General features: G+C 64.4%; 17 protein-coding genes. 13 read left to right on the plus strand and 4 right to left on the minus strand.

All coding sequences use genetic code 11. The features are described 5' to 3' along the window. Positions 1-112: 112 nt before the first annotated feature. The gene (locus JY500_RS22140; protein ID WP_246479875.1) at positions 113-1,006 is read right to left on the minus strand and encodes a response regulator transcription factor; all 894 of its coding nucleotides are present in this window, start codon (positions 1,004-1,006) and stop codon (positions 113-115) included. Then, positions 993-4,361 (minus strand): hybrid sensor histidine kinase/response regulator, encoded by a 3,369-nt coding sequence (locus JY500_RS10745; RefSeq protein ID WP_206256350.1) that lies wholly within the window; start codon positions 4,359-4,361, stop codon positions 993-995. The genes JY500_RS22140 and JY500_RS10745 overlap by 14 nt, the downstream gene beginning before the upstream one ends. A gap of 269 nt (positions 4,362-4,630) precedes the next feature. Here JY500_RS10745 and urtA point away from each other — a divergent pair, with 269 nt between their 5' ends. The 7 genes from urtA (at position 4,631) to JY500_RS10780 (ending at position 11,323) form a co-directional block, all read left to right on the plus strand. Further along, complete coding sequence (gene urtA / locus JY500_RS10750; protein WP_206256351.1) at positions 4,631-5,890, plus strand: urea ABC transporter substrate-binding protein; 1,260 nt, start codon at positions 4,631-4,633, stop codon at positions 5,888-5,890. Between the two features lie 96 nt (positions 5,891-5,986). Then, the gene (urtB, locus tag JY500_RS10755) at positions 5,987-6,901 is read left to right on the plus strand and encodes an urea ABC transporter permease subunit UrtB (RefSeq protein ID WP_206256352.1); all 915 of its coding nucleotides are present in this window, start codon (positions 5,987-5,989) and stop codon (positions 6,899-6,901) included. Between the two features lie 60 nt (positions 6,902-6,961). After that, positions 6,962-8,137 (plus strand): urea ABC transporter permease subunit UrtC, encoded by a 1,176-nt coding sequence (urtC, locus tag JY500_RS10760; protein WP_206256353.1) that lies wholly within the window; start codon positions 6,962-6,964, stop codon positions 8,135-8,137. Positions 8,138-8,168: 31 nt separating this feature from the next. Further along, complete coding sequence (urtD, locus tag JY500_RS10765; RefSeq protein WP_183634636.1) at positions 8,169-8,912, plus strand: urea ABC transporter ATP-binding protein UrtD; 744 nt, start codon at positions 8,169-8,171, stop codon at positions 8,910-8,912. A gap of 15 nt (positions 8,913-8,927) precedes the next feature. Beyond that, positions 8,928-9,617, plus strand: coding sequence for an urea ABC transporter ATP-binding subunit UrtE (gene urtE, locus JY500_RS10770; protein WP_206256354.1), 690 nt, complete (start codon positions 8,928-8,930; stop codon positions 9,615-9,617). 89 nt (positions 9,618-9,706) lie between these two features. Then, positions 9,707-10,936 (plus strand): formamidase, encoded by a 1,230-nt coding sequence (fmdA, locus tag JY500_RS10775; protein ID WP_172200029.1) that lies wholly within the window; start codon positions 9,707-9,709, stop codon positions 10,934-10,936. Between the two features lie 60 nt (positions 10,937-10,996). Further along, the gene (locus tag JY500_RS10780) at positions 10,997-11,323 is read left to right on the plus strand and encodes an FmdB family zinc ribbon protein (RefSeq protein ID WP_206256355.1); all 327 of its coding nucleotides are present in this window, start codon (positions 10,997-10,999) and stop codon (positions 11,321-11,323) included. A 386-nt stretch (positions 11,324-11,709) separates the two neighbouring features. Here the strand turns inward: JY500_RS10780 and JY500_RS10785 are convergent, their stop codons facing one another. Next, positions 11,710-12,213 (minus strand): nucleoside deaminase, encoded by a 504-nt coding sequence (locus JY500_RS10785; protein ID WP_206256356.1) that lies wholly within the window; start codon positions 12,211-12,213, stop codon positions 11,710-11,712. 81 nt (positions 12,214-12,294) lie between these two features. After that, complete coding sequence (locus tag JY500_RS10790; protein WP_206256357.1) at positions 12,295-13,368, minus strand: BMP family ABC transporter substrate-binding protein; 1,074 nt, start codon at positions 13,366-13,368, stop codon at positions 12,295-12,297. A gap of 270 nt (positions 13,369-13,638) precedes the next feature. Between JY500_RS10790 and xdhA the strand changes: the two genes are divergently transcribed. The 6 genes from xdhA to JY500_RS10820 are packed head-to-tail and all read left to right on the plus strand — an operon-like array spanning position 13,639 to position 21,996. After that, positions 13,639-15,102, plus strand: a complete 1,464-nt coding sequence (gene xdhA, locus JY500_RS10795) for a xanthine dehydrogenase small subunit (RefSeq protein ID WP_206256358.1) — start codon at positions 13,639-13,641, stop codon at positions 15,100-15,102. Next, the gene (xdhB, locus tag JY500_RS10800; protein ID WP_206256359.1) at positions 15,099-17,411 is read left to right on the plus strand and encodes a xanthine dehydrogenase molybdopterin binding subunit; all 2,313 of its coding nucleotides are present in this window, start codon (positions 15,099-15,101) and stop codon (positions 17,409-17,411) included. Before xdhA ends, xdhB begins: the two co-directional genes overlap by 4 nt. Continuing rightward, the gene (gene xdhC / locus JY500_RS10805) at positions 17,408-18,430 is read left to right on the plus strand and encodes a xanthine dehydrogenase accessory protein XdhC (RefSeq protein WP_206256360.1); all 1,023 of its coding nucleotides are present in this window, start codon (positions 17,408-17,410) and stop codon (positions 18,428-18,430) included. The genes xdhB and xdhC overlap by 4 nt, the downstream gene beginning before the upstream one ends. Beyond that, positions 18,427-19,989 carry an ABC transporter ATP-binding protein gene (locus JY500_RS10810; protein ID WP_206256361.1) on the plus strand — a complete coding sequence of 521 codons (1,563 nt, stop codon included), beginning with the start codon at positions 18,427-18,429 and terminating at the stop codon, positions 19,987-19,989. The genes xdhC and JY500_RS10810 overlap by 4 nt, the downstream gene beginning before the upstream one ends. Further along, positions 19,979-21,073: an ABC transporter permease gene (locus JY500_RS10815; RefSeq protein WP_206256362.1), complete on the plus strand. Its 1,095-nt coding sequence runs from the start codon at positions 19,979-19,981 to the stop codon at positions 21,071-21,073. The genes JY500_RS10810 and JY500_RS10815 overlap by 11 nt, the downstream gene beginning before the upstream one ends. Beyond that, entirely contained in the window at positions 21,070-21,996 is a 927-nt protein-coding gene (locus tag JY500_RS10820) for an ABC transporter permease (RefSeq protein WP_172200054.1), read from the plus strand. The genes JY500_RS10815 and JY500_RS10820 overlap by 4 nt, the downstream gene beginning before the upstream one ends. The last annotated feature ends 35 nt before the right edge of the window (positions 21,997-22,031 follow it).

The following is a 22,031-nucleotide window of genomic DNA, read 5'->3' on the forward strand; positions in this document are numbered from 1 at the left end:
AACAGTCTTACAAACGCATATTCTTCAAAGCGCTCGCCCGCTAGTTAGATCAGGTGGGGTTTGTGCGTTACCACTGATCCTTTGTGCGATTTGGCCCCGCAACCCGCGCGCGTCACACCTTACCCAAAGCGCGGGCAGCTGCTGAAGCCGCCGCCGTTCGCGTTTCCACGCCCAGCTTTTCGAAGATGTGTTCGAGATGCTTGTTTACCGTACGCGGGCTCATGCCGAGGATTTCGCCGATATCGCGATTGGTCTTCCCACGCGCCACCCACAGCAGAACTTCGCTCTCCCGCGCAGTCAGCTCGGCAGCGGCACGCTTGCTCGCGCCCGTGCCCGCGGCGGTGAGCGCGAAGACCGTGATGGCCTGTGCCGACTCACTCACTCGCCGCGCTTGCAGGGCGCCATTTGAAAGCGAAAGCGACGTGCTAGTCTGCTCGCCCAGCCCAGTCAGGAGCCCCGCCAGATGAGGCGGCATTCTGAGCCCTTCGTTGAGGTTCAAGCCCGGCTCCAGCGCGCTGAGCAGCTGCCGCGCAGCGTTGTTGCACCACAGAAGTTGCGAGGTTTCGTCCACCGCCAGCATGGCATTGCTGCTGGCGTTCACCGCCTCGCGCGTGGCGCGCACCAGGCGCGCGGTACGGGTGTGGGCCTGCAGCCGCGCGATCACTTCGGGCGGCGACACCGGCTTGGTGACGTAATCATTACCGCCCACCGCAAAGCCCCGCACGATGTGTTCGGTTTCGCCCAGGCCGGTCATGAAAATAACCGGAATGTCCTCGCTCAGATCGCGGATCCGCTCGCAGGCTTCAAAGCCATCCATGCCGGGCATCTGCACGTCGAGCAGAATCGCTCCCGGAAGGTGTTTGGCCAGATATGCAAGCGCCAGCGCCCCGCTGGCGGCAGTGTGCACCTGAAGGCCAACGGCCCCTAGTTCGAGCGATAGCAGTGCCAACGCATCAGCGCTGTCATCCACAAGCAGTACGTCACAGGCTTCTTCAACTGAATGCATGGTCTTGCAAGGTCTGGCTGAGGGTTGCGGTAAGCGCGGCATCATCAGTGCCGATCAGCGCCAGGGAGCGTGCGGCCCAGGGTGCGAGGTCAGGGCTGTCGTCGCCCAATTCTTCAAGCCGCGCCCGCAACGCTCGCGGGTAGCCGCCAGCGGCCAGCGCCAGCAGTTCTCGCAGCACATCGGGGCCGGGCGGGACGATGCGTGGCGCTGCCGCCGGCGCGGCGTGCAACCACTCGATGCCCAGCGCACTGCGCACCTGTTCAAGCAGATCCGCCTCGGCCACCGGTTTGGTGACAAAGCCATTGCAACCGCTCTGCGCCCGCGCCTGCTCGGTGTTGTCATGCGCGTTGGCCGACACCATCACGATCGCGAGTGTGCTATGCCCGGCTTCGCGCAGTTGGCGGCAGATCACCCATCCGGTGGTGTCACGCAGGCTGATGTCGAGCAGCAGAAGATCCGGCGTGCGCTCGGCCAGCACCGCAAGGCAAGCGGCGCCGCTATCGACTTCTTCGATGAGAAAGCCGAGCGGCTGCAGCATCGCGCGCAGCACGCCACGATGGGCCGCTTCATCGTCCACGATCAGCACATGCTGCCGCCGCCCAAGGTAGCCACAGACCGGCGCAGCCAACGCACTGACTTCGACGCTCGGCAAGGTCGGCAGGTAGAGCCGCACGACGAAACGGCTCCCTTCGCCCCGCTTGCTGTAGAGCTGAATGTCACCGCCCATCAATTCAACGAGCAGACGCGTGATGGTGAGCCCGAGCCCGGTACCCTCCGCCCCCACCCGGCCGGCGCCACGTTCGAAGGGCTGGAAGATGCGCTCATGCTCGGCCGCATCGATGCCGACCCCGGTGTCGATCACCTCGATGTGCGCAATCTCGCGGCGGTAGCGCACACGCAGGCAAACCTGGCCGTGCTCGGTGAATTTGACCGCGTTGCCCAGCAGGTTGATGAGGATCTGGCGCAAGCGCTTGGGGTCGGCATGCACGCGCTGCGGCAAGTGGCCGCGCGCCTCGTAGTGAAAGCTGAGGCCGGAGCTTTCGGCCAGCGGGCGGAACATCTTGACGATTTCGGTAAAGAATTCCTCCAGGTACAGCCCTTCCTGCTCCAACCGCAGCTTGCCCGCCTCGATGCGCGACAGATCGAGCAAGCCATCGACCAGGCTGGCGAGGTGTTCGCCGCTGCGGTGGATGGTGCTGACCGCATCACGCAAGCCGCCCGCCAGCGCCTGCTGGCGCAAGAGCACCTGCGAATAGCCGAGGATGCTGTTGAGCGGCGCGCGCATCTCGTGGCTCATGCCGGTAACGAAGCGGCTCTTGGCAAGGTTGCCGCTTTCGGCGACTTCCTTCGCTTTCTGCAGCGCGGCGTCGGTCTGGCGGTGGGCATCGATCTCGCGCTGCAAGAGCTGGTTCTGCCGATCCGATTCTTCCTGCGCGACCACCCTGCTCTCGTTCGCCAGCACCAGCCACCAAGCCGCCACCGCGGTAAGCAGGAAGATCCCGGCGAACACCTTCCAGAACAGCGGCGCGAGGTCGGCCGACACCGGGCCGCCGGGATGCAGCAACTCCTGTGCATACAAGAGCCAGAGCATGGCGCCGAACACGCAGACCATGCCGCCAAGCACGAGCGCGAACTGCCCGACGCGACGCGCCATCGGCAGCGACACGCGATGCGGTAGCCAACCGGCCAACAGATCGGCGAGGTGTTCGTGCACCCGCGCGCCGGTCTTGCAGCGGTCGCCGCAACGCGCGTCCAGCGTGCAGCATAGCGAACAGATCGAGCCACCGTAGGCCGGACAGTGCGCCATGTCGTCCGATTCGAACTTGTTGCGGCATATCGCGCAGCGCATCACGCGGTGCCGCGGCCCGAAGTCCACCGGCGTGCGCGCAATCGTGTAACGCTGCCGCGTGAGCAGCGAAATCAGCGGCGCGGCGAGCAGCGACACCAGCAAGGCGATACCTGTGGAGGCCGGGCGCAGGCCCTCGCCGAACAGCCCCACGTAGACCGCCACAGACAGCACCGACGCAATCACCATAGCGCCGAAACCGGAGGGGTTGATGTCGTACAGGTAGGCGCGGCGGAATTCGATGGTTCTGGGCGAGAGGCCCAGCGGTTTGCTGATCACCAGATCGGCCACCACCGCGCCGACCCAGGCCACTGCAAGGTGTGCATAGAGGCCCAGCACCTGCTCGATCGCTTCGAATACGCCCATCACCATCAGCAGCACCGCGATCAGCACGTTGAAGGCCAGCCACACCACACGCCCCGGATGGCTGTGCGTCAGCCGTGCGAAGAAGTTGGACCAGGCGAGCGACCCGGCGTAGGCGTTGGTGATGTTGATCTTCAGCTGCGACACGATGACGAAAACGCCGGCAAGAAAGATTGCCCCCCCGTGATAGCCGACCACCTCCCGGAAGCCGATCAGGTACATCTGCATCGGTTCGAGCGCACGCGACAGTGGCATTTCGTGCTGCAAGACAAGGAAGGCCAGGAAGGCGCCGCCGACCATCTTGGCCGCGCCCATCAGGATCCAGCCCGGCCCGGCCACGATCACTGCCAGCCACCAGTGCAGCTTGCGGCCAGGCGTGGGCTCCGGCATGAAACGCAGGAAGTCCACCTGCTCGCCAATCTGCGCGATCAGCGATGCCGCCACCGTGGCTGCCGCACCGAACGCAGCCCATGAGAATTCATCGCTGCCGGCGCTGCTGCCGTTGAGCGAACTGAAGGCGACGAAGGCCTGCGGGTTCTTGATCGCCACCGCGATGAAAGGCAGGACCAGCAGCAGCAGCCACACCGGCTGGGTCCATATCTGCAGACGGCTGATCAGGGTGACGCCGTGGGTCACCAACGGCACCACGATCAGTGCACTGAGCAGGTAGCCCACGCCGCGTGGCAGGCCAAACCAGAGCTCGAAGGCCTGCGCCATGATCGCCGCTTCGATGGCAAAGAAGATGAAGGTGAAGCTGGCGTAGATCAGCGAGGTGATCGTGGAGCCGAGATAACCAAAGCCCGCACCACGCGCCAGCAGATCCATGTCGAGCCCGTGGCGCGCAGCGCGATACGCAATCGGCAGACCGGTGAGGAAGATCACCAGGCTGACCACGGCGATCGCCCACATTGCGTTGGTGAAACCGTAGCTCAGGGTGATGGCTGCACCAATCGCCTCCAGTGCAAGGAAGGACACTGCACCAAAAGCGGTATTCGCGACGCGGAACTCGCTCCATTTTCGGAAACTGCGCGGCGTGAAACGCAGCGCGTAGTCCTCCAGCGTTTCGTCCGACACCCAGCGGTTGTAGTCCCGCCGCACCTTCATGATGCGCTGTACCGGCTGCGCTTTGGCGACTTCCTGGTCCACCCGTAATCCCTCTGAAACGCGCGCGTCGACGCCAATGTTCACGCCGGAAGCACGCAAGCGGCGTGCCCGATTGCGTGCAGTCTGTGGCGCCGATTCTGGTGTGCGCAGTGCGTATGCGCAGTACGTCAAATGACTTATTTCGCGTCTCCGCCCCTGCTCCCAAAGTGCGTTCCAACAACGCAGCACATCACGACCGCCGCGGCGGCCAGTGCGGAACCAGAAACCCGGCTGCGTTGCTTTGAAGCCCGCGTTCATCAGGAGAGACCATCATGCGTGACCACGCTTCGCCCAAGCCCCGATCCACCCTCCGCCGCCATCTCTTGCAGGGCATCGTCACCCTGCCGCTGATTGGTCTGTCTGCCGTAGGCCAAGCCGCGCCGCCGGCCACCGCAGTGGTGAACACGACCAAGCTGGCGGTGACCGACACCGAAGTCACCGTCGGCCAGCTTCACTCGGCCACCGGCACCATGGCGATCTCGGAAATCGGCTCGATCCAGGCCGAACAACTGGCGATCGACCAGATCAACGCGATGGGCGGCGTGCTCGGCCGCAAGATCAAGGTGATCAAGGAAGACGGCGCATCTGACTGGCCGACCTTCGCCGAAAAGTCAAAGAAACTGCTGATCAACGACCGCGTCGCAGCAGTGTTCGGCTGCTGGACATCTGCCTCGCGCAAGGCGGTGCTACCGATCTTCGAGAAGGAAAACGGGATGCTCTACTACCCCACCTTCTACGAGGGCCTGGAGCAATCCAAGAACGTGATCTACACCGGCCAGGAAGCGACCCAGCAGATTCTTTGGGGCCTCGACTGGGTGTCGAAGGAGAAGAAGGCGAAGACCTACTTCCTCGTCGGCTCTGATTACATCTGGCCGCGCACCTCGATGAAGATCGCGCGCAAGCACATCGAGGGCCACCTTGCCGACAGCAAGGTCGTGGGCGAGGAGTACTACCCGCTCGGTCACACCCAGTTCAACTCGCTGATCAACAAGATCAAGGCGGCCAAGCCAGACGTCATCTTCATCGCGGTGGTGGGTGGCTCGAACGTGTCCTTCTACAAGCAGCTCAAGGCTGCGGGCGTGACGGACGCGAAGCAGACGCTGCTGACGATCTCGGTCACCGAAGACGAAGTGCTGGGTATCGGTGGCGAGAACATGGCCGGCTTCTATGCCTCGATGAAGTACTTCCAGTCGCTCGACAACGCCAACAACAAGGCCTTCGTGCAGGCCTTCAAGGCCAAGTACGGCGCCAAGGCGGTGATTGGCGATGTGACGCAGGCGGCCTACCTGGGCCCGTGGTTGTGGAAAGCAACCGTCGAGAAAGCGGGCAGCTTCGATGTCGACAAGGTCGCCGCAGCGTCCAAGGACATCGAGTTCAAGGGCGCGCCTGAAGGCTACGTGAAGATCCACGCCAACCATCACCTGTGGAGCAAGACACGTATCGGCCAGGCCCAGGCTGACGGCCAGTTCAAGGTGGTCGCCGAGTCGCCGGACCTGATCGAGCCGAATCCTTTCCCCAAGGGTTACCAGTAACAGCCTGACCCGTCACCCCTGCCCACGCGGATCGGGGTGACGGCCGCCTCGCGGCAACGCAAACGCACTTCACTCTGAACTTGGGAGGTAAGCACCATGGCATTCGCCGACATGCTCAACATCGGAATGATGCAAGGCTTCGCAGGGCTTAGCCTGTTCGCGGTGCTACTGCTGATGGGCCTTGGTCTGGCGATCATCTTCGGCCAGATGGGGGTGATCAACATGGCGCATGGCGAGTTCATGACGCTGGGCGCCTACACCATCTTCCTGTTCTCCTCGCTCTCCGAGAGCTTATTCCCCCAATTCACACAAACGTATTTTCTGGTCGCCATCGTCGCGGCCTTCTTTGTCACTTTCCTGGCAGGCTGGTTCGTCGAGTGGGCCTTGATTCGCCACCTCTACAAGCGCCCGCTCGATACGCTGCTAGCCACCTGGGGCGTCTCGCTCGGCATGCAACAGTGCTTCCGCAGCTTCATCGGCCCCAAGGAAGTGAGTCCTACCCTGCCCGACTGGCTGATGGGTTCCTGGTCGCCGCATGAGGGGCTCGACATCCCGATCAACGGCCTCTTCGTGATGGCCCTGACGCTTGTCGTCACCGGCGGCATATTGCTGGCCCTCTACAAATCCCGCTGGGGCCTGCGCGTGCGGGCCACGGTTGCCAACCGCGCGATGGCCAACGCGATCGGCATCAATACCAAGAAGACCGACCGCCTGACCTATGCCATCGGCTGCGGCATCGCAGGCGTTGCGGGTGCAGCCTTCACCACGATCGGTTCGACCGGCCCCACCAGTGGTTCGCTCTACATCGTCGATGCCTTCCTGGTGGTCACCTTCGGGGGTGCTGCCAGTCTGCTTGGCACGGTGGCCTCGGCCTTCGGCATCGCGCAGATGCAATCGATCAGCGAATTCTTCATGACCGGCTCGATGGCCAAGGTGCTCACGCTAATGACCATCGTGGTGATCCTGATGATGCGGCCGCAGGGGCTGTTCGCCTCAAAGATCCGCCGCTAGTCATCGCCCCATGTATCCACCCGGCGCCCGACCTGCACAGCACTTCCGGAGAAACGCATCATGAACAAGATCAAGGCATTCATCGATCAACGTGGCCTCGGCAGTTTCCTCATACTCGCCGCACTGATCCTGGTGGTGTTCCCGCTTGCGATGGACATCTTCCGGCTCAATCTCGTCGGCAAATACCTCACCTACGGCTTCGTCGCCATTGGCCTTGTGATGTGCTGGGGTTACGGCGGCGTGCTGAGCCTCGGCCAGGGGGTGTTCTTTGGCCTCGGGGGCTACGCGATGGCGATGTTCCTCAAGCTCGAAGCGTCCGACCCAATCAGCACGAAGATCCAGTCCACACCGGGCATCCCGGACTTCATGGACTGGAACCAGCTGACCGCGCTGCCGCTGTGGTGGACCCCGTTCAAGTACCTGCCGTTTGCGCTGATCGCGGTGCTGCTGGTGCCCACGCTACTCGCCTTCGTGATCAGCTTTGCGATGTTCAAGCGCCGCGTCGGCGGGGTGTACTTCGCCATCATCACGCAGGCGGTGGCATTGATCCTCTCGGTGCTGATCATCGGCCAGCAGGGTTACACCGGCGGGGTAAACGGCATCACCGATCTGAAGACCCTGCTCGGCTGGGACATCCGCACCAACAGCGCCAAGTACATCCTCTACTTCGCCAACGCCGCGTTGCTGCTCGGCTGCATCTACCTTTGCCTGTGGGTGCAGAAAAGCAAACTCGGCACGCTGTTGCTCGCGATGCGCGACAAGGAAGACCGGGTTCGTTTCTCCGGTTACGACGTGTCGATGTTCAAGGTGTTCGCCTTCTGCCTCGCCGCGATGCTCTCGGCGATTGGCGGCGCGATGTTCACGCTGCAGGTCGGCTTCATGTCACCGAGCTTCGTCGGCATCGTCCCGAGCATCGAGATGGTGATCTTCGCCGCAGTGGGTGGGCGCATGTCACTGATCGGCGCGGTGTACGGCGCCTTGCTGGTGAACTTCGGCAAGACATATTTCTCCGAGAGCTTCCCCGACCTCTGGCTCTTCCTCATGGCGAGCCTCTTCATCGGCGTCGTGATGGCCTTCCCGAACGGACTGGCCGGCGTTTACACCAGCCACGTCAAGCCCTGGCTCGCGCGCCGCAAGGCCACTCAGATCAGATCACAGGCCCTTGCGGAGCCGCCGGCAGACAGCGCGCCGCAAACCGAAGAGGCCGAAATCCCCGGCCTGATCCGCGCCACCTGATCGCATACCTGCTCGTTGAAGGGAGCCTCACATGAGCAATACCGACTTCGTACTCGCGGTGGAAGACCTGACCGTGTCCTTCGATGGTTTCAAGGCGATCGACGCGCTGAACCTCTATGTCGACAAGGGTGAGCTGCGCGTGATCATCGGCCCCAACGGCGCCGGCAAGACCACGCTGCTCGACCTGATCTGCGGCCGCACCGCGGCCAGCGCCGGCAGCATCAAGTTCAAGAACGTGGAGATGACGCGGCTGGCCGAATACAAGCGGGTGCGCTCGGGCATCGGCCGCAAGTTCCAGACGCCTTCGATCTACGAAAACCTCAGCGTGTTCCAGAACCTTGAGGTGTCCTTCCCGCGCGGCCGCGGGGTCTTCGGCGCGCTCGCCTTCAAGTGCGATCAGGAAGTGCGCGACCAGGTGCAGAGCGTGGCCAACGAGATCGGTCTGGGCGACCTGCTAGACATGGAAGCCGGCCTGCTCTCGCACGGCCAGAAGCAGTGGCTGGAGATCGGCATGTTGCTGATGCAGGACCCGGAGCTGTTGATGCTCGACGAGCCGATCGCCGGCATGAGCGCGCGCGAACGCGAACTGACCGCGGACCTGCTCAAACGCATCTGCAAGAACCGCTCGATGATCGTGATCGAGCACGACATGGCCTTCGTTGCGCAGATCGCCCACAAGGTCACCGTGATGCACCAGGGAAAGATCCTCGCCGAGGGCTCGATGGAGAAAGTCCAGCAAGACCCCAAGGTCATCGACGTCTATCTGGGCCACTGAGAAAGGAACCCCAGCATGCTCAACGTATCCGATCTCGTCGTGTGTTACGGCCAGAGCGAAGCCCTGCATGGCATCTCGTTCGAAGCCAACAAGAACGAAACCGTGGCGATCATGGGCCGCAACGGCATGGGCAAGACCACGCTGTTCAAATCGCTGATGGGCGTGCTGCCCACCCGCAGCGGCTCGATCCAGGTGGCGGGGAAGGAAGTCTCGAAAGACGAGAGCTTCCGCCGCGTCGCCAAGGGCATCGCCTATGTGCCGCAAGGCCGGATGATCTTCCCCACTCTCTCTGTCGAAGAAAACATCCAGACCGGGCTGGAGAACGCCGCCATCAAGAAGGTGCCGGACGAGATCTATGCGCTCTTCCCGGTGTTGTGGGAGATGCGCCGCCGCAAGGGCGGCAACCTTTCCGGCGGCCAGCAGCAACAGCTGGCGATCGCACGCGCGCTCGTCACCGATCCGAAGGTGCTGCTGCTCGATGAACCGACCGAGGGGATCCAGCCTTCGATCATCAAGGACATCGCCAAGGCGCTCAACGAGATCCGCAAGATGCGCGAGATCACGATCGTCGTCTCGGAGCAGGTACTGAGCTTTGCGATGGACGTGGCCGACCGCCTCTTCGTCATCGAGGGAGGGCGCCTGGTGCACGAGAGCCCGCGCGCCAGCACCGACGTTGCCCAAATCAAGCAGTTCCTGTCCGTTTAGCCGGCAGCGCCGCGCAGTCAATCAAGCGTTTTCATCGGGAGTTCCGGGGGCGGCCCGAGCGCCGCGCCCGCTTATCAAGGAGGTGTGCCATGCCTGAAACACTCATCAAAGTCGACCTGAAGCAGTCGCCCTACGAGAACGAGAACATCCACAACCGCTGGCATCCGGATATCCCGATGGCCTGCTGGGTCAAGCCCGGAGACGACTTCGTGCTGGAAACCTACGACTGGACCGGTGGCTACATCCAGAACAACGACAGCGCAGACGACGTGCGCGATGTGGATCTTTCCACGGTGCACTTCCTCTCTGGCCCGGTCGGGGTGCACGGCGCCGAGCCGGGCGATCTGCTGGTGGTCGAGCTGCTCGACATCGGCGCCAAGCAGGACAGCCTGTGGGGCTTCAACGGCTTCTTCTCGAAGAACAACGGCGGCGGCTTCCTCGTCGATCACTTTCCGCAGGCGCAGAAGTCGATCTGGGACATCGAGGGCATGTTCACCAAGAGCCGCCATGTGCCCGGTGTGCGCTACGCGGGCCTGATCCACCCTGGCCTGATCGGCTGCCTGCCCGACCCGAAGATGCTGGAAACCTGGAACACGCGCGAAGTGGACTTCATCGCCACCCAGCCCGATCGCGTGCCGCCGCTCGCCAACCCGCCGTTCGCCAAGACCGCGCACGCCGGCAAGGCCAAGGGCGAGGTGGCCGCGAAGATTGCCGCCGAAGGCGCGCGCACCGTGCCGCCGCGCGAACACGGCGGCAACTGCGACATCAAGGATCTGTCGCGTGGCTCGAAGATCTTCTTCCCGGTCTACGTCGAAGGCGCGGGTCTCTCGGTCGGCGATCTGCATTTCTCGCAGGGCGATGGCGAGATCAGCTTCTGCGGCGCGATCGAAATGGCCGGTTGGGTGCACATGAAGGTCTCCCTAATCAAGGGTGGCATGGCCAAGTACGGCATCAAGAACCCGATCTTCAAGCCCAGCCCGATCACGCCCAAGTACGACGACTACCTGATCTTCGAAGGCATCTCGGTCGACGAGCAAGGCAAGCAGCACTACCTCGATGTGCATGTTGCCTACCGCCAGGCCTGCCTCAACGCGATCGAGTACCTCAAGAAGTTCGGCTACTCCGGCGCGCAGGCGTACTCGATCCTCGGCACCGCGCCCTGCCAGGGCCACATCAGCGGCGTCGTCGATATCCCCAACGCCTGCGCCACGCTGTGGCTGCCGACCGACATCTTCGAGTTCGACATCAACCCGAGCGCAGCCGGGCCGGTGAAGTACCTCGACGGTTCGATCGACATGCCGATCTCGCCCGACCTTTAAGCGCATGAGGCCCTCTCCGCGCCGCGGAGAGGGCAAGTTCCACGGATCAGGAGTTGTGCCATGCCTCTCTACGCCTACGAGTGCCCGGACTGCGGCGGTTTCGAGACCCTGCGCAGCATCGCCAGCCGGGACGCGCCCACCTTCTGCCCGCGCTGCGGTACACGCGCCTCACGGGTGCAGACCCTTTCCGCGCTATCGCTGATGGACAGCAATACCCGCAGCGCCCACGCCACCAACGAGCGCGCGCGCCACGAACCCAAGCGATCCAGTACGCATGTTCACGGGCCGGGCTGCGGCTGTGGTAGCGGCATCAGCAAGAGCACCGCAAAAGCGCCCGACGGTAGTAAATCATTCCCGGGAAAACGCCCTTGGATGATCAGCCACTAGAACGCGCTCACCGATAGCAAAAGACCGAATCGCGGTGGGTTCTGAGGACGCACCCACGCTTGAGAACATGGAGGCATGGAGAAATCCCCTAGCTTTCCCTTGGTGCGTACCGCAGACGCTGCATGCCGCGGTCGGGCAGCATGAGGCCGATGCCAGCCTGTGTAATGGCGTCACGGCCGACGAGCCTCAGCACATCATGGACCTAGAGCGCAAGTTGCGCGAGCTGCGCAAGGCGAACGAGATCCTCAAGCCGGCCAGCTTGTTTCTTGCGCAGGCGGAACATTGGCTCCAGAGCAGTTCAACGCACATCGAGTGCGTATTCGAAAAATCACGCCCCCAATCGAGCTTGCATGGCTCCGAGTGTACGACCGACGCTACGGTCAGGCCTATCGCGTGCTCCAGAAAAGCCGCTGCATTGCGATGGTCTCGGCGGCAATCTCGTCGACGGGGCCAATCAGCTTCACCGGCTTCTGCGAGTGCGCGAATACGTAGGCGGACGACACGCTGAGGGTCGGGTTTTCAGCGTGGTCGCCGGTCGCAGAAAGCAGCTGGGCTTCGGTCATGCCGAAGACGACGCGGCCGATGTTGGCCCAATAGGCGGTGCCAGCACACATGCAGCACGGCTCGACAGCGGTGTAGAGCGTGCAGCCCCACAGGTAATCCGCGCTGAAGTTCGTCGCCGCTATTCGAGCCAGCGTCGATTCCGCGTGATTCACGGTGTCGATATTGCACTGTTCGAGCAGCACGGTTTCCTGATCGGGCCCGACCAGGATTGCGCCGAAAGGGTGGTGACCCAGGCTTACAGCTCGTTCGGCCACAGCGTTGGAACGCCGAAGGTGCCGCAGAATCTGCTCATGGGTGGGCTCAAGGCCTTGGGCGGGATAGCGCATCGCGACTCCTTGGGGTAATCCAGCGAAAACGCCCGGCGGCACCGGGCGTTTCGTGTCAATGGTGCGAATACAGCCCGCGGCTTACTTCGGCACTGAGCCTTCCACGCCTTCAACGTAGAAGTTCATCTTCGCCAACTCGCTATCCGGCAACGACTTGCCAGCAGCAACGAACTCCTTGCCAGACTGGTCCTTCAGCGGGCCGGTGAAGGGGTGCAACGTACCGGCCTTGATGCCGTCGCGGCGATCTTCGGCGAGCTTCTTGACGTCCGCCGGCACGGCCGGGCCAAACGCTTCGATGTTCACCGCACCCTGCTTCACGCCGTACCAGATGGGCGTCGGCTTCCAGGTGCCGGCCATGACCTTCTCGACCGTCTCGTTGTAGATCGTGCCCCAGTGCAGGACTGAGGCGGCCAGGTGGGCCTTGTCGCCGAACTTGGTCATGTCCGAGTCCCAGCCGAAGGCATAAACGCCCTTCTCTTTCGCAGCCTGCACGATGGCCGGCGAGTCGGTGTTCTGCATCAGCACATCGACGCCTTGCGCGATCAAGGTCAGTGCAGCTTCACGCTCCTTGCCCGGATCGAACCAGGTGTTCACCCACACCACGCGGGTGGTCACGTTCGGGTTCACGCTGCGCGCGCCGATGGTGTACGCGTTGATGTTGCGGATCACTTCCGGGATCGGGAACGAGCCCACCACACCCAGCTTGCCGTTCTTGGTCATCTTGCCGGCCACCACACCCAGCATGTAGGCCCCTTCATAGGTGCGCACATCGTAGGTGCCAAGGTTCTTGCCGGTCTTGTAGCCCGTCGCATGCATGAAGACCGTCTTCGGGAAGGCCTTCGAAACTTTCTCCATCTGGTTCATGTACCCGAACGACGTGGCGAAGATCACCTTGGTGCCCTTGCTCGCCAAGTCGCGGAACACGCGCTCCGAGTCGGCCGTTTCCGGCACGTTCTCGATTCCCTGTGTCTTCACCTTGTCGCCGAACTTGGCGTCGACCTCCTTGCGGCCCACGTCATGCGAATAGGTCCAGCCGTGATCGCCGGTCGGGCCGATGTAGACGAAGCCGGCCTGCAAAGGCTCGGCCGCGTGCGCAGCACTACTGATACCCAGGGCCAGCGTGACGCCAGCCACAAGACACTTGAATCGGGACATTGAACGCTCTCCTGTTGGAATTTCGCCGCCGGTCCCGTGACCGGATCGCGGACTGGAATCGACTGTATCGACTCGTCGCCGCGCAACCCATCCCGCAGCGCTTATGAGCGGTATTCGTCCAACGCAGGTCGCACGCTCGAAGCGCTACCGCCAGACCTTCATAAGCGCAGGCGGATAACCCCTATCCGCCTTGCCCGGCTTCGCACAGCCAGCGCACCTGATAACTTCGAATCACCCCGGCGCACATGAGCTTGCGCGAGAGAAAACACAATGACCGCACGACCGATCCAGTTCTATTTCCGCGGCGCTGTCCAACAAATCAGCGGCAAACCGACCACCCGCAGCGTGCTGCAGTGGCTGCGTGAAGACGCCTGTGCCACGGGCACCAAGGAAGGTTGCGCGGAAGGCGACTGCGGTGCCTGCACGGTGGTGATCGGCGAACGTGATGACAGCGCACCCGGTGGGCTGAAGCTCACCGCCGTTAACGCCTGCATCCAGTTTCTGCCCACGCTGGACGGGAAGGCCCTGTTCACCGTGGAAGACCTCGCCGACGGCGGCGACCTGCACCCGGTTCAGCAAGCCATGGTTGATTGCCACGCGTCGCAGTGCGGTTTCTGCACGCCCGGCTTTGCAATGAGCCTGTGGGCCGATTACGAAACGCGCTCCGGCACGCGGACCCGCGAACAGACGCTCAGCGTGCTCTCGGGCAACTTGTGCCGATGCACCGGCTACCGGCCAATCATCGACGCCGCGACAGCGGCCCATGCGAGGCCGCGCGTAGCCATGGACCGCGCCCCGGTGCGCGCTGCGCTCGACTTGCTCGCCGCCCTGCCCGCACTTGAATACCAGAGCGACCACACGCGCTTCTTCGCCCCGCGCACCGTCGATGAACTTGCAAGCACCTATCTCGCTCGACCGAGCGCGAGGCTGCTCGCCGGCTCCACCGACATCGGGCTCTGGGTCACCAAGCAAATGCGCGACTTGCCGGATCTGATCTACCTCGGTGCCGTAACCGAACTGCGCACGATCACGCGCGACGATGATCAACTGGTGATTGGCGCAGGCGCGACGCTGACCGAGGCCTTCGCCGCACTGGTCGCGGCGAATCCCGCCTGGCAAGAACTGGCCGAGCGATTCGCATCGATGCCGATTCGCAATGCCGGCACCTTGGGCGGCAACATCGCCAATGGCTCGCCCATCGGCGATTCGATGCCCGGCTTGATCGCGCTCGGCGCGAGCGTGTTGCTGCAACGTGGCGACGCGACGCGTGAGATCGCGCTGGAAGACCTCTACCTCGGTTACCAGAAGTCAGCGCTGCAGGCGGGCGAATTTGTGCGCGCGATTCGCGTGCCCTGCGGCCCTGCAGCACCCACGATGTTCCGTACCTGGAAGGTCAGCAAGCGCGCCGATCAGGACATCTCCGCCGTCTGTGCCGGCATCGCCGTAAGCGTGCGCGACGGCCTGATCGAGTCCGCACGTGTCGCCTTCGGCGGCATGGCCGCGACACCCAGCCGTGCACCGCGTTGCGAAGCCGCACTGCTTGGCCAGCCCTGGTCGGCCGAGTCGGTACGCGCAGCAATGCTGGCGCTCAGCGCCGACTACATGCCGCTCACCGACATGCGCGCCACCGCCAATTATCGCAACGCCACCGCACGCAACCTGCTGTGGCGCTTCTGGCTGGAGACCGCGGCCCCAGCGACAGCACCAACCCGACTCGCTGAGGTCTCAGCATGATGGTTCCGCGTGGCGTCATCGGCGCCTCTCTGCCGCACGAAAGCGCGAAGCTCCATGTCAGCGGTCGCGCACAGTACACCGACGATATGCCGCTACCCGCCGGCGCGCTGCACGCCGCGTTCGGCAGCGCCCCGGTCGCGCACGGGCAAATCACTGCGATGGATCTGGCGGCCGTGCGTGCCGCACCCGGCGTGGTCAAGGTGCTCACCGCCGCCGACATTCCCGGCGAGAACAACTGCGGCCCGGTGCTGCACGACGACCCCATCCTCGCCGATGGGCTGGTGCAGTACTGGGGCCAACCGCTGTTCCTTGTCGTCGCCACAGGCCATGACGCCGCACGCCGTGCTGCGCGCCTCGCGAAATTCGAGTTCGAGCCCCTGCCTGCAGTGCTCACCGCTGAAGCGGCGATGGCGGCCGAATCCTGGGTATTGCCGCCGGTGGAAGTACGCCGTGGCGATGTGGTCACCGCACTGGCCGCCGCCAAGTACCGGCTGCAAGGCGCGGTGGATCTGGGCGGACAGGAGCACTTCTACCTCGAAGGCCAGATCGCGATCGCGACGCTGCGCGAAGACGACTCGATACACCTGAACGTTTCGACCCAGCACCCGACCGAGATGCAGCACATGGTGGCCCATGCGCTTGGCTGGCGGGCGCACCAGGTCAGCGTTGAATGCCGGCGCATGGGCGGCGGCTTTGGCGGCAAGGAATCGCAATCGTCGCAGATCAGTTGCGCCGCCGCGCTCGCTGCCTGGCACACCAAGCGCCCGGTGAAGTTGCGGCTGGATCGCGACGACGACATGACGATCACCGGCAAGCGCCACGACTTCCGCATCGAGTGGAACGTGGGATTCGATGCCGAAGGTCGGATCGAAGGCCTGGCGTTGACGCTGGCCTCGCGCTGCGGTTTCTCGGCCGACCTTTCCGGCCCGATCAACGACCGAACGATCTTTCACGCCGACAACTGCTACTACCTCGATGCGGTCGCCATCCGTAGCCTGCGCTGCAAAACCAACACGGTATCGAACACCGCCTTCCGCGGCTTCGGCGGCCCGCAGGGCATGTTCGCAATCGAGACCATCATCGACGATATCGCGCGCCACCTCGGTTGCGATCCGCTCGATGTGCGGCGGGTGAACTTCTACGGCGACAGCCGCGGCACGCAGCGCAACGTCACCCACTACGGCATGAAGGTGGAAGACAACATCGCCCCCGCGCTGGTCGAGCAACTGGTGCGCGACTGCGACTACGCCGCGCGGCGGGTGGAGATTGCCCGCTTCAACGCCAGTAGCCCCATCATCAAGCGCGGGCTGGCGCTCACGCCGGTGAAGTTCGGCATCTCCTTCACGGCGACGATGTATAACCAGGCCGGCGCGCAGGTGGCGGTGTATTCGGATGGCACGGTGCTGCTCACCCACGGCGGCACCGAGATGGGCCAGGGGCTCTACACCAAGATCCGCCAGATCGTCGCCCATGAGTTCGGCCTGCAGGTGGAGGATGTGCGCCTCTCGCCCACCGACACCAGCCGCGTGCCCAACACCTCGGCTACCGCTGCTTCGAGCGGCACCGATCTGAACGGCAAGGCAGCACAGGCCGCTGCACAGGCGATCCGCGCGCGCCTTTCGGCCTTCATCGCGGCGCGCAACGCGGTCCCCCCGGAGCATGTGCTGTTCACGGGCGGTCGCGTCATCGCGGGCAGCGAGATCATCCCCTTCGTCGATCTCGTCGGGCAGGCCTACCGCGCCCGCATCCAGCTATGGGACGCCGGCTTCTACGCCACGCCCAAGATCCACTACGACCCGCACACGATGATGGGCCGGCCGTTCTACTACTTCGCCTACGGCGCAGCCTGTGCCGAAGTGGCGCTGGACACCCTCACCGGCGAGAGCCGCGTGCTGCGCGCAGACATCCTGCACGACGTCGGCCGCAGTCTGAATCCGGCCATCGACATCGGTCAGATCGAAGGCGGATTCATCCAGGGCATGGGCTGGCTCACCAGCGAAGAACTGTGGTGGAAGCCGGATGGCCGGCTGATGACGCACGCGCCATCCACCTACAAGATCCCGGCGGTGTCCGACTGCCCGCCTGTCTTCAACGTGAAGCTGTTCGAAGGCGAGAACGTGGAAGACGCGATCCACAAGTCCAAAGCGGTGGGGGAACCGCCGCTCATGCTGGGCTTGTCCGTGTTCTTCGCGCTGCGCGATGCCTGCGCGGCTGCGACCGGCGGCCCGGTTGAACTCTCTGCCCCTGCCACGCCGGAAGCGCTGCTGCGCGCTATCGGCGGCCTCGCCATACCCGCGGAGGCGGCATGAACGAGTGGCTCACGCAAATAGCCCCCCTGCTCGGCGCCGAGGGGCCGCTGGTGTTGGTCACCGTGGCGCAGACCCTAGGCTCGACACCCCGCGAGGCGGGCGCGGCAATGCTCGTCGGTGCGACACAAACGGCTGACACGATCGGCGGCGGCCACCTGGAGTGGGAGGCCACCGCAATCGCACGCGCCCTGCTGCGGGACGGCACCCGCTTGCGCACCGTTCGCTTCTCGCTCGGCGCAAGCCTCGGGCAATGCTGCGGCGGTGCAGTGTGGCTGCTGTTCGAACGCATCGACGCAGACAGCGCGCTCATGTGGCGCCACCGCGCCGCCGCCGTGGCGCGCGGCGAACACCTCGCACGCTCGGTCGCGAGCAGCGATGCCCACTCAGTCTGGTCGCTATGCCCCGCGGGGCGAACCGGCACTGACTTCTCACGCCAGCCCGACGGCCACTGGCAGTTCGAACAACACATCGGCGAGCCGCCGTTCCCGATCAGCATCTTCGGTGCCGGCCACGTAGGCGAGGCACTGGTGCGGGTGCTCGCACCGCTCGGCGCCCAGATCGCGTGGATAGACACCCGCGAGGATGTGTTCCCCGCTGAACTGCCCGCCAACGTCCGCGCGATCAGCACCGATGTGCCCGAGCAAGCAGTGGCCGACGCGCCGCCCGGCACCTGCTTTCTCGTACTGACGCACAGCCACGCACTGGACTTCGAGCTGTGCATGGCGATCTACCGCCGCAAGGACTTCGCCTACTTCGGCCTGATCGGCTCCGACACCAAGCGTGCCCGCTTTGAGCATCGCTTCATCGAGCGCGGTATTGCCGCGGAGCGCCTCGAAGAACTCACCTGCCCGATCGGTATCGCCGGCATTCAGAGCAAGTCGCCGCAGTCGATTGCCATCGGCGTTGCCGCGCAACTACTGCAACTGCGCGAAACGCGGCTGCTGTTGCAACACGCTTCGCAACATGCAGCGTCGGCCCTCGCCGACATCCATTGCAAATCCACCGGAAGCCCGCGATGAACCCTGAGCCAGCGTCTCCGATCCCGCTTCACGGCGAGCCGCGTTTGCAGTTGCTCCACATCTCGAAACGCTACCCGTCGGTATTGGCGAATGACGACGTCAGCCTGGTTGTGCGACCGGGCGAGATCCACGCGGTGCTGGGTGAAAACGGCGCCGGCAAGAGCACCTTGATGAAGGTGATCTACGGCGCGGTGAAAGCCGACATGGGCGAGATCATGTGGAACGGCCGTCAGGTCGATATCCCCGACCCCGCCGCCGCCCGCGCGCTGGGCATCGGCATGGTGTTCCAGCACTTCTCGCTGTTCGAAACGCTCACGGTGGTCGAGAACATCGCGCTCTCACTCGGCGGTGAGTTCGATCTCGCAAGCCTTGCGGTCAAGGTCAAGGAAGTGTCGCAGCGCTACGGCCTGCCGCTCGATCCGCTGCGCCATGTGCACAGCCTTTCGGTGGGCGAACGGCAGCGGGTGGAGATCGTTCGCTGCCTGCTGCAGAACCCGCAATTGCTGATTCTCGACGAGCCCACTTCGGTGCTCACGCCGCAGGCGGTGCGCAAGCTGTTCGAAACGCTGCGTCAGCTTGCCAGCGAGGGCGTCAGCATCCTCTACATCAGCCACAAGCTCGACGAGATCCGCGAGCTGTGCGAACGCGCCACCGTGATGCGCGGCGGCCGTGTCACGGGCGAAGCCGACCCGCGCCAGGAGAGTTCGGCCAGCCTCGCCCGCATGATGATCGGCCGCGAACTACCGCATTGCGAAGCGCCGACTTACGAGGGCGAACGCAAGCCGCTGCTGGAGATCCGCGCGCTATCACGCGAGCCGGACGACGCCTTTGGCACCCGCTTGGCCGACATCGCGCTCACCGTTCACAGCGGCGAGGTGGTCGGCATCGCCGGCATCTCAGGCAACGGGCAGGCTGAACTGCTCGCCGCGCTGTCGGGCGAAACGCCGGTCGCGCGCGAGATGGTGCAGCTGTGCGGCGAGGCCGTGGGCCACCGCGATGCCGGGGCGCGGCGCGATCGCGGGCTCTCGTTCGTGCCGGAAGAGCGGCTCGGGCGCGGCGCGGTGCCGGCGATGTCGCTCGCCGACAACGCACTGCTTACCGCACACCGGCAAGGGCTGGTGCGCCACGGCCTGCGCCGCTTCGCTGCGGCGCGCGAATTTGCCCAACGCTGTATCGAGCGCTTCGACGTGCGCTGCGGTGGTACCGGCGCGTTGGCGCGCAGTCTTTCCGGCGGCAACCTGCAGAAGTTCATCGTCGGGCGCGAGATCATGCAAGCACCCAAGGTGATGATCGTCGCCCAGCCGACCTGGGGCGTCGATGTCGGTGCCTCGGCCTTCCTGCGCCAGACCCTGCTCGACCTCTCGCGCAGCGGAGTCGGCGTGCTGGTGATCTCGGAAGAACTCGAAGAACTGTTCGAGATCTGCGACCGCATCGCGGTGCTGGCCGGTGGGCGTCTCTCGCCCGCGGTGCCGCGCGAACAAACCAACGCCGAGGCAATCGGGCTTGCGATGTCTGGCCTCTTTGCCCAACCCACGCCGGAGAGCGCCCATGCTGCTTGAACCCCGCGCCACCCCCTCGCGGTGGATGAGCTATGCCGCGCCGCTGCTGGCGATCCTGCTCACCCTTGGCGTCGGCGCCCTGCTCTTTCTTGCGCTCGGCAAAGATCCGCGCGAAGCCTTCCATGTCTTCTTCATCGGCCCGCTGGCCGACGCCAACGGCTGGAGCGAACTGCTGCTCAAGGCCGCCCCGCTGATCCTGATCGCACAGGGGTTGGCGATCGGCTTTCGGGCGCGCATCTTCAACATCGGCGCCGAGGGCCAGTTGATCATGGGCGCAATCTTCGGCGGCGGCGTCGCAATTGCCTTCCCCGAATCGCAGAGCGCCTGGTTGCTGCCGGCAATGGTGCTGGCCGGCGCGGTTGGCGGCGCATTGTGGGGCGCCATTCCTGCGCTGCTGAAAACCCGTTTCAACGCAGAAGAAACGCTGACCACGCTGATGCTCGCCTATGTCGCGAACTTCATCCTCTCGTGGCTCGTCAGCGACCCTTGGCGCGACCCGGCCGGCATGAACTTCCCGCAGTCGGTGATGTTCGGCGACGCGGCATTGTTCTCGATGCTGTTTGAAGGGCTGCGCCTGAACACCTCGGTGTTCATCACCGCCGCCGCTGTGCTGTTGTTCTGGCTGTTCGTATCGAAGAGCTTCCTGTCGTACCAGGTCACGGTCGGTGGGCTTGCGCCGCAGGCGGCACGCTACGCGGGCTTTCCGGCCAGCCGTACGGTCTGGCTCAGCCTGGTGCTCTCCGGCCTCACGGCAGGGCTGGCCGGCATAGGCGAAGTCGCCGGCCCGGTCGGGCAACTGAACCTGAACATCTCACCGGGCTATGGCTACGCCGCGATCATCGTTGCCTGGATCGGGCGCCTGCATCCAATCGGCATCGTGTTCGCCGGACTGTTGATGGCGCTGATCTACCTTGGCGGCGAGGCGGCACAGATGGCGCTGCAAACACCGGCCGCGATCACCGGCATCTTCCAGGGCATGTTGTTGTTCTTCCTGCTTGCCTGCGACGTGTTCATCGACTTCCGCCTGCGCAAGCCACTCGAAAAACGCCGCGCCGCCGCACTCGCCAAAAAGGCCATCGCATGATCGAACATCTGATTCCGATTCTCGCCGGCACCTTGGGGGCTGCCACGCCGCTGATCTACGCCGGCCTCGGCGAACTGGTGGCCGAACGCAGCGGCGTCATCAATCTGGGCGTCGAAGGCATGATGCTGATCGGCGCGGTCGCCGGCTTTGCCGCCGCAGTGGAGACCGGTGGCGGTGCGGGCGCCGGCTTCCTTGCAGGCGCTGCCGCCGGCACGCTTGCCGCGCTGTGCTTCGCGGTGCTGACGCTGTCGCTGGCCGCGAACCAGTCCGCGGCGGGGCTGGCGCTGACGATCTTCGGCATCGGCCTTTCCGCCTTCATCGGCCAGCACTACGTCAGCCACAGCCTGCCCGGCCTCAAGCCGGTTGCGCTGCCGCTGTTGTCGTCGATTCCGCTGCTCGGCCCGGTCTTCTTCACGCAGGACATGGGCGTGTACCTGTCCTTCGTGTTCTTCGGCATCGTGTGGTGGGTGCTGGCGAAGACCAAGCTGGGCCTGATGCTGCGCGCGGTCGGCGAATCACCCGAATCGGCGCATGCGCTGGGCTTTCCAGTGTTCGCGATCCGCTATGGCGCCGTGCTGTTCGGCGGTGCGATGGCAGGCATTGCGGGGGCTTACCTCTCGACTGTCTACACGCCGATGTGGGTGCAGAACATGAGCGCCGGGCGCGGCTGGATCGCCGTGGCGCTGGTCGTGTTCGCGACCTGGAAGCCGGGCCGCCTGCTGCTCGGCGCCTGGCTGTTCGGCGGCGTCACGATCCTGCAGTTCCATGCGCAAGCGCTGGGCGTGCGGGTGCCGTCGCAGTTGCTCTCCGCCCTGCCCTACATCGCCACCATCGTGGTGCTGGTGCTGATCTCGCGCGACCGCAAGCTGCTGCAGCTGAACCTGCCGGCCTCGCTCGGCAAGAGCTTCGTGCCAGGGCGCTGATTCCCAAATCAATCCGGCGACGCCACCTGAAGCGT

Origin of the sequence: Niveibacterium microcysteis (genome assembly GCF_017161445.1) — a bacterium.
In the GTDB taxonomy this organism is placed as follows: domain Bacteria; phylum Pseudomonadota; class Gammaproteobacteria; order Burkholderiales; family Rhodocyclaceae; genus Niveibacterium; species Niveibacterium microcysteis.

What these genes read in the sequence shown, in the direction of transcription:
- fmdA (WP_172200029.1), top strand. Translation starts at nt 9,707, where the DNA reads ATGCCTGAAACACTCATCAAAGTCGACCTGAAGCAGTCGCCCTACGAG.
- urtE (WP_206256354.1), top strand. Translation starts at nt 8,928, where the DNA reads ATGCTCAACGTATCCGATCTCGTCGTGTGTTACGGCCAGAGCGAAGCC.
- JY500_RS10810 (WP_206256361.1), top strand. Translation starts at nt 18,427, where the DNA reads ATGAACCCTGAGCCAGCGTCTCCGATCCCGCTTCACGGCGAGCCGCGT.
- JY500_RS10815 (WP_206256362.1), top strand. Translation starts at nt 19,979, where the DNA reads ATGCTGCTTGAACCCCGCGCCACCCCCTCGCGGTGGATGAGCTATGCC.
- JY500_RS22140 (WP_246479875.1), bottom strand. Translation starts at nt 1,006, where the DNA reads ATGCATTCAGTTGAAGAAGCCTGTGACGTACTGCTTGTGGATGACAGC.
- xdhC (WP_206256360.1), top strand. Translation starts at nt 17,408, where the DNA reads ATGAACGAGTGGCTCACGCAAATAGCCCCCCTGCTCGGCGCCGAGGGG.
- JY500_RS10790 (WP_206256357.1), bottom strand. Translation starts at nt 13,368, where the DNA reads ATGTCCCGATTCAAGTGTCTTGTGGCTGGCGTCACGCTGGCCCTGGGT.
- urtC (WP_206256353.1), top strand. Translation starts at nt 6,962, where the DNA reads ATGAACAAGATCAAGGCATTCATCGATCAACGTGGCCTCGGCAGTTTC.
- urtA (WP_206256351.1), top strand. Translation starts at nt 4,631, where the DNA reads ATGCGTGACCACGCTTCGCCCAAGCCCCGATCCACCCTCCGCCGCCAT.
- JY500_RS10780 (WP_206256355.1), top strand. Translation starts at nt 10,997, where the DNA reads ATGCCTCTCTACGCCTACGAGTGCCCGGACTGCGGCGGTTTCGAGACC.
- urtD (WP_183634636.1), top strand. Translation starts at nt 8,169, where the DNA reads ATGAGCAATACCGACTTCGTACTCGCGGTGGAAGACCTGACCGTGTCC.
- xdhB (WP_206256359.1), top strand. Translation starts at nt 15,099, where the DNA reads ATGATGGTTCCGCGTGGCGTCATCGGCGCCTCTCTGCCGCACGAAAGC.
- urtB (WP_206256352.1), top strand. Translation starts at nt 5,987, where the DNA reads ATGGCATTCGCCGACATGCTCAACATCGGAATGATGCAAGGCTTCGCA.
- xdhA (WP_206256358.1), top strand. Translation starts at nt 13,639, where the DNA reads ATGACCGCACGACCGATCCAGTTCTATTTCCGCGGCGCTGTCCAACAA.
- JY500_RS10785 (WP_206256356.1), bottom strand. Translation starts at nt 12,213, where the DNA reads ATGCGCTATCCCGCCCAAGGCCTTGAGCCCACCCATGAGCAGATTCTG.
- JY500_RS10820 (WP_172200054.1), top strand. Translation starts at nt 21,070, where the DNA reads ATGATCGAACATCTGATTCCGATTCTCGCCGGCACCTTGGGGGCTGCC.